Genomic DNA, 10,102 nt, shown 5'->3' with positions numbered 1-10,102 from the left:
GGAGGGTCCGCAGCCGGCCGGACCAGGAGGCCGTGCCCTTGCGGCCGGCGGGCGGCAGGGGCTGCTCGGGGAAGAGCGGTGCCGGGTCCGGCCGGACCGGGTCCGGTCCCGGCACCTCCGGCGGCGGGTGGTTCGCGGCCTCGGGCCACGGTTCGCCGGCCGGAGGGGAGTAGCTGCTCGTGGTCATGCGCCACACGGTGGGTGGCGCGTCTGAGAGAAGCGTGAGACGGGGCTGTGAGGCGGGTGTGATCTGTCGGGTGTCAGACCGATGCCGGCATGGCTATGTGCTTGCCCAGCCACTCCAGCGCCGGGGGGATCTCCCGGGTCCAGGTGTGGAAGTTGTGGCCGGCGGTGTCCAGGGTGATGGTGGACATCTTGGTGGGGGCCTTGAAGGCGGCGACCATGGCCTTGGTCTCGTCGTAGTTGTTCTCGTCGTAGGCGGTGGTCAGCAGCAGCGAGACCGGGGCCGGCGGCTGGTTCTTCAGCCGCCACAGCAGGTCGTTCTCCTGCTTCAGCTGGGCGCTGCCGCCGAACAGGTCGCCGGTGGTCGGGTCGTGGGCCGCGCTGTAGTAGCCGGAGAGCGCGACCGCCGCGCGGTAGGAGTCGGGCTTGCGCAGCGCGAACTTGAGCGCGCAGTAGCCACCGGTGGAGTTGCCGATCACCGCCCGGTTGGCCGGGTCGGTGCCGATCCGGTAGGTGGTGGCGAGGGCCTTGGGCAGGTCGGTGGTGAAGAAGGTCTCCACCTGGGGGCCGTTCGGCACGTCCACGCACTCGGTGTCCCGGTCGCCGACCAGGGTGGGGCGGGTCATCACCAGGACGGTCGGCGGCAGCTTCTTCTGCTCGATCGCGGCGAGCGTGGACGCCGGGTACTGCATCAGCGAGATCAGCTTCTCCGGGGTGCCCGGGTAGCCGGTGAGCACCAGGGCCATCGGGAAGCGCTGCTTGGCGAAGTCCGGCTGGAAGTACTGGGGCGGCAGGTAGACGTACGCCTCGGTGGTCAGACCGCTGCCGGCTCCTTTGACGTCGACCTTCTGGATCAGGCCGGAGCGCTCCGGGTCTGAGCCCTGGGAGGAGTAGAACTTCTGCTCACCGGTGACGGACACCCCGGAGGCGTTCGGCGCGTGGTCGACCACGGTGCCGAGCCCGCCGCTGGTGCCGAGCAGGTCCGTCCAGGAGCTGTAGAAGCCGAAGTAGCTGTTGGCGATCAGGCCCATCGCGGCGAGCACCGATATCTGGGTGGCCAGGAAGGCGCCGATCCGGCCCAGCCAGGACTTCCAGCCCTTTCCGCCGAACCGCGGCCAGAGCCACATGGTGGCGGCGAAGACGGCGATGGCGAGGACCGAGGTGATGATCTGGAGGGGAAGTCCGGTGAGACTGAGCACGAGCCCGATCGTAGTTGACCTCCGGAGACGGCCCGGGGCGGCCCCTCGGAGGTGGCCGCCGGGTATCGGGTTGACGGGGTCGTTCGTGCCCGGGACCATGTGTCGCCGCGCGAGTGCGCGGTGTGCGCGCGGTCCGGCTACCGGGGGTGGGTCATGAGGTTCGTGGGGTCCGAGCGGTTCGTGGGGAAGGCCGGCCTGGCCGTCGGCACGGCGCTGGTGCTGGCGGCCTGTTCCGGTGGCGGTGGAGGCGGTTCGACGGGTGGTTCGTCCGTGGCGGGGTCGGCGGGTCCGGGGGTCTCCGCGAAGCCGACACCGACCCCGGCGCCGTACGGCCCGGTGCTCAGCGCGAGCGTCGACCCGGTCACCACCGCGCTCGCCCAGGTGGCCGGCGCCAAGAGCCTGAGCGACCTCGACACCGTGCTCGGCGGCGTCGTCACCAGCGCGCAGGGCGCCGCCAAGGCCCTGAGCAAGGCGGACAAGCCGCCCGCGGTCTCGACGGTGCAGACCGAGCTGGTGGAGGCGATGACCTCTCTCGCCACCGATGCGGGCAAGGTCCGCAGCGACATCAAGTTCCACGACGTCTGCGCCCTGAGCTCGGCCGAGGCCGAACTGGGCACCTCCCAGGGGCTGGCGGCGGTGTCGGCGGCCCTCACCAAGATGACCACGGCCGGATACCCGACCACCTTCGCCGTGCCGCCGCTGCCCCAGCAGCAGTCCCGCTCGCTGGACAACGGCACCATGGTCCGCAAGGGGAAGCTGCGCGGCGAGGGCGCGTTCAAGGTCGAGAACGGCGGCAAGACGGACGCCGTGGTGTCGCTCGCCCTGAACGGCAAGGCGGTGCACTCGGTCTTCGTCGGCAAGGGGCAGCACGCCGACGTCGAGGGCGTGGAGGACGGCACGTACGAGGTCTACGTCTCCGAGGGCGCGGACTGGGACTCCGACGCCAAGGGCTTCACCCGGAACTGTCACTTCACCAAGTTCGAGGACACCTTCTCGTTCGAGACCGGCCGGACCGTGACCTCCTGGGAGATCACCATCCAGCCGGTGGTCGACGGCAACGCCACGACCGTCGACGTGGACCCGAACGCCTTCCCGCAGCCGTAGCCGTATCCGTAGCCCTGGCCCGTAACGGGCATACCGGGACGGGTCGTTGCCCCCGGGTGGCACGACCCGTGCCCGGCAGTGGCGAGTTCGGTCGCAATGGTTGACCTCTTGAAGTGGCCATGGCACTTTCGTGCGGCGTGGGCGTCGGCGACCAGTCGTACACCCCGCGATCCCCCACAAGGAGAGCCATGTTCAAGAGACTTGTCGCGGTGGCCGGTACGAGTGCCGTCGTCGCCGGTGGCCTGGCCTTCGGCGCCGCCCCCGCGCACGCCGTCCAGGCGGCCGACCTGACCGCCACCATCGCCCTGAGCAACTGCTCGGCCTCGCTGGTCCGTTACCCCACCTCGGTGGCCGGCGACCGGGCGATGATGCTCACCAACGGGCACTGCCTGCCGACCATGCCCCCGGCCGGCCAGGTCATCCAGAACGCCGGCGCCAGCCGCAGCGGCACCCTGCTCGACGGCGCGGGCAACAGCCTGGGCTCCGTCCAGGCCGACAAGGTGCTCTACGCGACCATGACCGGCACCGACGTCGCGCTCTACCAACTCACCGACACCTACGGGTCGATCAGCTCCAAGTACGGCGTCACCGCGCTGACCATCAACGACTCGCACCCGGCCGACGGTGCGTCGATGTACATACCCTCGTCGTACTGGAAGCAGGTCTGGAACTGCTCCGTCAACGGCTTCGTGCCGACCCTGCGCGAGGACGAGTGGACCTGGCACGACTCGCTGCGCTACAGCTCCGGCTGCAACACCACGCACGGCACCTCCGGCTCGCCGATCGTCGACTCCGCCAGCGGGCGGATCGTCGGCATCAACAACACCGGCAACGACGACGGCGCCATGTGCACCCTCAACAACCCGTGCGAGGTGGCCGCCGACGGCACCACCAAGGCCTACAAGGGCCAGAGCTACGGCGAGGAGACGTACTGGTTCACCACCTGCCTGAACTCCAGCCGGGTCATCGACCTCAACGTGTCCGGCTGCCTGCTCACCAAGCCGGCCGGCAGCGGCGCGGTCTCGGTCACCAACCCGGGCAACCAGTCCACCGCCGTCGGTGGCGCGGTGAACCTCCAGATCAACGCCTCCGGCGGCACCGCCCCGCTGTCCTACGCCGCGAGCGGCCTGCCCGCCGGGCTGTCGATCAACTCCTCCACCGGTGTCATCGCCGGCACCGCCTCCGCCGCGGGCAGCTCCAACGTGACCGTCACGGTGACGGACGCCGCGGGCAAGTCGGCCTCCACCGCCTTCACCTGGACCGTCTCCGCCGGTGGCGGCAGCTGCACCCCGGCGCAGCTGCTGGGCAACGCGGGCTTCGAGACCGGCGCCGCCACCCCGTGGACGGCGTCCAGCGGCGTGGTGAACAGCAGCACCTCGCAGCCGGCCCGCAGCGGTTCGTGGAAGGCGTGGCTGGACGGCTACGGCTCCTCGCACAGCGACTCGCTGTCGCAGACGGTGAGCATCCCGTCGGGCTGCAAGGCGACGCTGAGCTTCTGGCTGCACATCGACACCGCCGAGTCGGGCAGCACCGCGTACGACAAGCTCACCGTGTCGGTGAACGGCACCACGCTGAAGACCTACTCCAACGTGGACGCCGCGGCCGGCTACCAGCAGCGCACCTTCGACCTGTCGGCCTACGCGGGCCAGACGGTCACCGTGAAGTTCACCGGGACCGAGGACTCCTCGCTCCAGACGAGCTTCGTGATCGACGACACCTCCGTCCAGACCAGCTGAGTCGGTGACCCCCTGCCGCGCGGCCCGTCCCCCCGGGCCGCGCGGCCTGCTGCTGCCAACGCCCGGACGCTGTGGGGACGTCGACGGGACGGGCCTGGCCCGGTCGTATGCTGGCCGGATGATCAAGCCGATTGAGCTGGTGATATTCGACTGCGACGGTGTCCTGGTGGACAGCGAGGTGATCGCCGTCCGGGTGCTGGTGCGGCTGGGGGAGGAGTACGGCTGGCCGCTGACCGAGGCGGAGGCGATCGAGCGGTTCGTCGGGCGGTCCGAGGCGGTCAACAACGCGCTGGTCGCCGAGCGGCTCGGGGCGGAGACGGCGGCGGTGTGGGGCAAGCGCTTCCACGAGCTGCACGCCGAGGAGGTCGACGCCGGGCTGACCCCGGTGGACGGCCTGCCGGAGGCGCTGGCCGCGATCACCCTGCCCACCTGCGTGGCCTCCAGCGGCACGCACGAGAAGATGCGTCACACCCTGGGCCGGACCGGCCTCCACGGCCACTTCGCCGGGCGGATCTTCAGTGCCACCGAGGTCGGGCGCGGCAAGCCCGCGCCGGACCTCTTCCTGCACGCCGCGCGCTCGATGGGCGTCGACCCGTCCGTCTGCGTGGTGGTCGAGGACAGCCGGCCCGGTGTCGAGGCCGCCCGCGCCGCCGGAATGCGCGCGCTCGGCTACGCGGGCGGCGTCACGGCGGCGGAGCGGCTGGCCGGGCCGGGAACGGTCGTCTTCGAGGACATGCGCGAGCTGCCCGCACTGATCGCCGCGGGCGCGGTGGGGGAGTGACCGGGGCAGGGTAATCCGGTTGCCGGGCGGGACGGGCGCTGGCAGGGTCGGGCAGCATGACCTCCTCCGGCAGGCTGCACCCCGACGAACTGGACATCGACGAGGCGCTGGTGCGCCGGATGGTCGCCGAGTGCTTCCCGCAGTGGGCCGGTCTGCCAGTCGAGCCGGTGGCGCCGGTCGGGACCAGCAACGCGATGTACCGGCTGGGGACGGAGCTGGTGGTGCGCATCCCGCGGATCCCCGGGGTGGTCGAGGAGATCGCCAAGGAGGACCGTTGGCTGCGCCGCCTCGCCCCGCGGCTGCCGGTCCCGGTACCGGTCCCGCTGGCCGTGGGCGGGCCGGTCGACGGTTGCCCCTGGCCCTGGTCGGTGCTGCGCTGGCTCGACGGGACCAACCCGGCCGCCGGACGGCCGGCCGAACCCGGACTGCTGGCCCGCGACTTGGCGGCCTTCGTGACCGCCATCCGCCGGATCGACCCGGCCGACGGCCCCGCCGCCCACCGCAGCGAGTCGCTGGCGGAGCGGGACGCCGGGACCAGGACCGCGATCGCGGCGGTTGCCGACCTGGTCGATGCCGAGGCCGTGACCGCCGCCTGGGAGCACGCGCTCCGGGCCCCCGCACCCGCCGGCCCCCCGGTCTGGATCCACGGCGACCTGCAGCCCGGCAACCTGCTGGTGGACGCACGGGGCCGGCTGAGCGCCGTCATCGACTTCGGCTGCGCGGGCCTGGGCGAGCCGGCCGTCGACCTGATCCCCGCCTGGTACGTGCTGCCCGCCGCCGCCCGTACCGTCTTCCGTGCGGCCGTTGCCGTCGACGACGCGGCGTGGGACCGCGCCCGCGGCTGGGCCCTCTCCATCGCCCTGTCGGAAGTGGCCTACTACCGCGACAGCAGCCCGAGGATGACCGGCATCGCCCGCCACGTGATCGCCGAGGTGCTGGCCGATCACGCCTCCCCGTCCGGCAGCCGCCACTCGTAGGGGAACAGCTCCCGCTCCCACCCGGGGGAGGCGGCGAGTTCGCCGGCCGCCTCCGGAGTGCGCAGGAGGCAGCGGTGGCGCAGCAGTTCGCGCCGCTCGGCGGGGGTGAGCAGACGCTCCTCGGGGCCGAGGTCCCGGTAGTGGCCGAGGTCGGGGCGGCCGTCGACCGATCCGGCCTCGGCGACGTTCAACAGGTCGCCTCCGGCGGTGCGGTAGTCGAGCCGCAAGTCGGTGCGCCACTGCGAGTTGCCGCCCCAGCTGTGGGAGAGGTCGCAGGTGGGGCGGTGCGCGCGGCGGAACGTCCAGTAGAGCGGGAAGCGGTCGGCCACCCCGTGCTCCGCGTGCGCCGCGCCGGCCCGGACCCGTACGCCGGCCCGGTTGAACAGCAGCTCGCCGAGCATCAGGCCGGGCCACCTGACGTCCAGGACCTCGATCGGTGCCTGCGGGTCCTCGGCCCGCTCGACCTCGACGATCTCGTGGAGGAAGGGGTCGAAGCGGGCGGCGCTCTCGAAGGGCGCCATCCCGAGGGCCGTGAACAGGCCTGGGTAGCAAGGAGGTTGCGGGTCGAGCAGAAGCACGTCGGCGACCCGGCCGAGGGCGTAGAGCTCCTCCAGCAGGTCGGGCCCGCCCACGCTCGCGTCGGCCCACCAGGAGGTGCGGTGGACGGCGGCGGTCCGGAGGCGGTCGCGGTACCCGGGCGCCTCCGGACCGGCCAGCCAGCGGTCGATGTCGTCCTCGTACGGGCCGTCGTGGTCGAGGAGCTGCTCGTAGAGCGTGCGTGCGTTCACGGCGGCGATCATGGGCGGGTTCCGCCGAAACGGTCAACCGCCGCCCGGCCGCCCCCGACCGTACGACGGGCGGGGGCGGCGCTGGCGGGTCAGTACCAGAGGGCGCCGGACTGGCCCTTGTTCTCCCACTGCTGGGCGTTGGCCCCGTTCGCGGTGGAGGAGTTGGTGATCTCCAGGTACTTGCCGCTGTGGTTCTTGAACAGGTAACGGGTCATGCCGTCGCCCGACCGGGTCTCCTGCCACTTCCACTTCGCGCCGGCCTGGCCGTTGCACGTCCACTGCTGGGCGTTGGCGCCGTTCTTGGTGGAGGAGCCCTCGATCTCCAGGCACTTCTTGCTGTGCTCGTTCACGAAGTAGTAGAAACCATCGCCCGCGGGCTTGAAGCGCCACACCGCGCCGGCCTGGCCCTTGCACGTCCACTGCTGGGCGTCGGCGCCGTTCGCGGTGGAGGAGCTGGTGATCTCCAGGCACTTGCCATTGTTGTTCTTGATGACGAACGGGTCCGAGACGGCGGCGAGCGTGTCGCCCTTCTGGAGCACGGTGCCCAGGCTCGGCGTCTCGGCGCCGTCCTGCGGCGCGGCGACGGCCTGGCCGCCGCCGAGGGCGGTGAGCCCGAGCGCCAGGGCGGCGAGGGCGATCCCGGCGGCGGAGCGCGGGTTCCTGCGGAGTCCGTTGCTGGACATGGATGGTCCCCCTTCGAGGGTGCTGGTGTCGGTCCGTGTCCACCGGATGAGCCCCCGTGGTGGACACGGCATCAGCTTGCCGACCTCCCGGGTGGGTTGTCGCTAGCAGTCAGTCCACGGTCGCTTGGTTCAGAGTCCACCGCCGGCCGTCACGGCGCCGTGGCGGAAGTCGCGCGGCGGCAGCCCGTACGCGCCGCGGAAGGCGCGGCTGAAGTCCGCGGCGCGGGGGAACCCGCAGCGGGCCGCGATGACGTGGACGGGGGTCGCGGCCAGGGCCGGGTCGGCGAGGTCGCGCCGGGCCCGTTCGAGGCGCTGGCGGCGGATCCAGGCGGCGACGGTCTCCTCCTCGCCCTCGAAGAGGCGGTGCAGGTAGCTGACCGAGATGTGGTGCGCGGCGGCGACGGCGCCGGGGCTGAGGTCCGGCTCGTGCAGGTGGGTGCGGACGAAGGCCCGGACGCGCTGGACCAGCGCCCGGCGCCGGCTCTCCGGCGGTACGGCGTCCTCGGCGTCGAGGTGGTGGGCGAGCAGAGCCGACACCAGGTCGAGGGCGGCGGCGCCCAGCCGGGGCGCGTCGCCGGCCCGGTAGGCGCCGGGGTCGGCGGCGATGCCGACGAGCAGTTGGACGAGCAGGGCGCCCACGCCTTCGCCCCCGGGCATCCGGTGGGCGATCAGGTCGGCCACCTTGTCCGGTGGCAGGGGCACCGCCTGCCGGGGGACGGTCAGCCAGGTCCCGTGGATCTGCCGGCGCGGATCGTCGGTGCTCACCTGGAGGGCGATGGGTCGGATGCTGTCGTACATCACCAGGTCCCGAGGGCGCCACTCGCCGTGGCCGTCGGACCTGGCCGCGGGGCCGGCGCCGGGGAACGGGAGCGAGAGGAGGTAGAACTCCGGGTCGGACGAGCGGATCAGGCGCGCCGGCCGGCGTACGGTGATCGACGGGCTCTCCATGTTCCAGAGCTGTAGCTCACCGAGCGTCAGGATGCGCAGGTCCGCCCGGAAGTCGACGGCGTTTCCCGTGCTGGCCTCGAACGGAGCGCTCCTCTCGGCGAGTCGGTGCCGCCAGTATTCGAGGCGGTCCGGCGGTGCCACGTCCTCGGTCCGGTACACCGTCTCGTCCAGCATGCCCGCCCTCCCCGACTCGTGCTTCTGGTACGGACATTGTCACAGTGCGGACGGCCTTGGTTCAGGACGAATCCCGGGGCACCCGGTGCTGCCACTCCCGGGCGAACACCACCGAGCCCGCCTCCAGTGCCCGCAGCTGCACGACGCTGATGAAGTGCTCGGCGTCGCAGCGCAGTTGGGTGCGGGTCTGGACGGTGACGTCCCAGCCGATGTCGGGCCGCTCCAGCCGGACGGTGTGGTCGGTGCGGGCCTGGGCGCTGAGCGGGGCGTCGGTGAGCACGCGGTAGGCGGTGACGGTGTGTTCGTTCAGAACCAGGCCGTCGGGGTGGGTGCGGGTGCCGTCGGTCGCGGGGGAGAGCTCGGTGCGCCACTCGCGGCGGCCGATGTCGTGCACGGTGAGGTGCTCGGGGCGGGCGGTGAGCGGCTCGGTGAGGTGGACGTCGAGCGGGTCGGGCAGCACCGGGGACTCGAAGGTGACGGGCGGGGCGCCGATGTCGGCGGCGAGGTGGCGCACCGGCAGGCTCAGCGTGGAGCGGGACGGGTCGACGCCGTACCCGGTGTCCTCCGCGGGGGGCCACACCCAGGGCCAGTAGACCGAGGAGAGGGCGAGCCGCAGCCGGTGCCCGGCCGGGACGGTGGTCGCGCAGGCGGCCAGCTCGACCTCGGCCTCCGGCCCTTCGGTGACCAGGACGCCCCGGGTGACCAGCTGCGAGGTACCGTCCGGGCCGACCGCGCACAGCCGCACCGCCACCTGGACGGGCACCCCGTCCTCGCGCAGCCGCAGCCGCAGCCGTACGGTCGGGGCGCCGAGCAGCTCGACCGGTTCGGGCAGCGGCTGGGAGTCGAAGCAGACCGAGCGGCCGTCCTCCTCGCGCTGGTCCGGCGGCTGGTCGGCGGGGCGGCCGTGCGGGACGTAGGCACCGGAGTTGAGGCCGGTGTGCTGCGGGGAGCGGACCCGGACGTACCGGTCGTCGGAGGCGGTGCCGGCGGTGCTCAGCGGCCCGTCCAGGCCGTAGTGGATCTCGCGGACGTCGGGGGAGGGCCAGGCCTCGTCGCCGGTCCAGCGGGTGCCGAGCCAACTGCGCAGGGCGGGTTCCTTGAGGGCGCTGGTGTCGGCGCCGCGCAGCCAGTGGTCCCACCAGCGCAGGGTGTCGGGCAGGGCGGCCTCGGGCAGGCCGTGCGGCCAGGGGCCGATCAGGGCGCGCGCGGTGGGGGACTCGGCGAGCAGCCGCAGCACGAAGGAGCAGGACGGGTCGCCCCAGCCGGCCACCGCGAGGGTGGGCACGGACACCGGGACGGTGCTCTCGCCGGCCGCGAGCCAGTCCTCGACGGGCGGCCGCAGTGACTCCAGCCGGTCCAGCCAGGCGGCCCGCCAGGCGTCGCCGACGTGCCGCGGGTCCGGCGGCAGGGCGGCGTCGGCGATCAGGGCGGTGAGCCGGGTGTGCAGGTCGGCGGCGAGCACGGCCCTGCCGAGCCGGTGGCCGCCCTCGGGGCAGGCGGTGACCACGGCGCCGACGGTGTCGGGGGTC

At 72.7% G+C, this 10,102-nt stretch carries 8 protein-coding genes and 3 pseudogenes; 5 read left to right on the top strand and 6 right to left on the bottom strand.

The features are described from left to right. Positions 1-187 (bottom strand): annotated as a pseudogene (locus KS423_RS27885) (hypothetical protein); the annotation flags it as partial. A 73-nt stretch (positions 188-260) separates the two neighbouring features. After that, positions 261-1,382, bottom strand: coding sequence for an esterase family protein (locus KS423_RS27880; protein WP_224282529.1), 1,122 nt, complete (start codon positions 1,380-1,382; stop codon positions 261-263). A 153-nt stretch (positions 1,383-1,535) separates the two neighbouring features. Between KS423_RS27880 and KS423_RS27875 the strand changes: the two genes are divergently transcribed. The 5 genes and pseudogenes from KS423_RS27875 (at position 1,536) to KS423_RS27860 (ending at position 5,980) form a co-directional block, all read left to right on the top strand. Beyond that, entirely contained in the window at positions 1,536-2,486 is a 951-nt protein-coding gene (locus KS423_RS27875) for a hypothetical protein (protein ID WP_224282528.1), read from the top strand. A gap of 119 nt (positions 2,487-2,605) precedes the next feature. Then, a pseudogene (locus KS423_RS48600) lies at positions 2,606-3,292 on the top strand (trypsin-like peptidase domain-containing protein); the annotation flags it as partial. Positions 3,293-3,496: 204 nt separating this feature from the next. Beyond that, positions 3,497-4,222, top strand: a pseudogene (locus tag KS423_RS27870) (putative Ig domain-containing protein); the annotation flags it as partial. A 118-nt stretch (positions 4,223-4,340) separates the two neighbouring features. Continuing rightward, the gene (locus KS423_RS27865; RefSeq protein WP_224281165.1) at positions 4,341-5,003 is read left to right on the top strand and encodes an HAD family phosphatase; all 663 of its coding nucleotides are present in this window, start codon (positions 4,341-4,343) and stop codon (positions 5,001-5,003) included. Positions 5,004-5,059: 56 nt separating this feature from the next. Next, positions 5,060-5,980 (top strand): aminoglycoside phosphotransferase family protein, encoded by a 921-nt coding sequence (locus tag KS423_RS27860; RefSeq protein ID WP_224281164.1) that lies wholly within the window; start codon positions 5,060-5,062, stop codon positions 5,978-5,980. Here KS423_RS27860 and KS423_RS27855 read toward each other — a convergent pair. The 4 genes from KS423_RS27855 to KS423_RS27840 all read right to left on the bottom strand — a co-directional run. Next, positions 5,947-6,768, bottom strand: coding sequence for a hypothetical protein (locus KS423_RS27855; RefSeq protein WP_224281163.1), 822 nt, complete (start codon positions 6,766-6,768; stop codon positions 5,947-5,949). The two genes, KS423_RS27860 and KS423_RS27855, sit on opposite strands and share 34 nt — an antisense overlap. Before the next feature lie 89 nt (positions 6,769-6,857). Beyond that, positions 6,858-7,451 carry an RICIN domain-containing protein gene (locus KS423_RS27850; protein ID WP_224281162.1) on the bottom strand — a complete coding sequence of 198 codons (594 nt, stop codon included), beginning with the start codon at positions 7,449-7,451 and terminating at the stop codon, positions 6,858-6,860. 129 nt (positions 7,452-7,580) lie between these two features. Then, the gene (locus tag KS423_RS27845) at positions 7,581-8,573 is read right to left on the bottom strand and encodes a helix-turn-helix domain-containing protein (protein ID WP_224281161.1); all 993 of its coding nucleotides are present in this window, start codon (positions 8,571-8,573) and stop codon (positions 7,581-7,583) included. A 61-nt stretch (positions 8,574-8,634) separates the two neighbouring features. After that, the coding region (locus tag KS423_RS27840; RefSeq protein ID WP_224281160.1) for a CocE/NonD family hydrolase at positions 8,635-10,102 on the bottom strand (1,468 nt) is incomplete at its 5' end.

The organism is Streptomyces sp. LS1784 (genome assembly GCF_020103755.1).
Taxonomy (GTDB): Bacteria; Actinomycetota; Actinomycetes; order Streptomycetales; family Streptomycetaceae; genus Kitasatospora.
Note: the sequence above shows the minus strand (reverse complement) of the source record. Positions and strands in the feature narration are given on the sequence as shown.

Coding starts and splice junctions, on each gene's coding strand:
- KS423_RS27875 (WP_224282528.1), top strand. CDS start 1,536: ATGAGGTTCGTGGGGTCCGAGCGGTTCGTGGGGAAGGCCGGCCTGGCC.
- KS423_RS27865 (WP_224281165.1), top strand. CDS start 4,341: ATGATCAAGCCGATTGAGCTGGTGATATTCGACTGCGACGGTGTCCTG.
- KS423_RS27860 (WP_224281164.1), top strand. CDS start 5,060: ATGACCTCCTCCGGCAGGCTGCACCCCGACGAACTGGACATCGACGAG.
- KS423_RS27850 (WP_224281162.1), bottom strand. CDS start 7,451: ATGTCCAGCAACGGACTCCGCAGGAACCCGCGCTCCGCCGCCGGGATC.
- KS423_RS27845 (WP_224281161.1), bottom strand. CDS start 8,573: ATGCTGGACGAGACGGTGTACCGGACCGAGGACGTGGCACCGCCGGAC.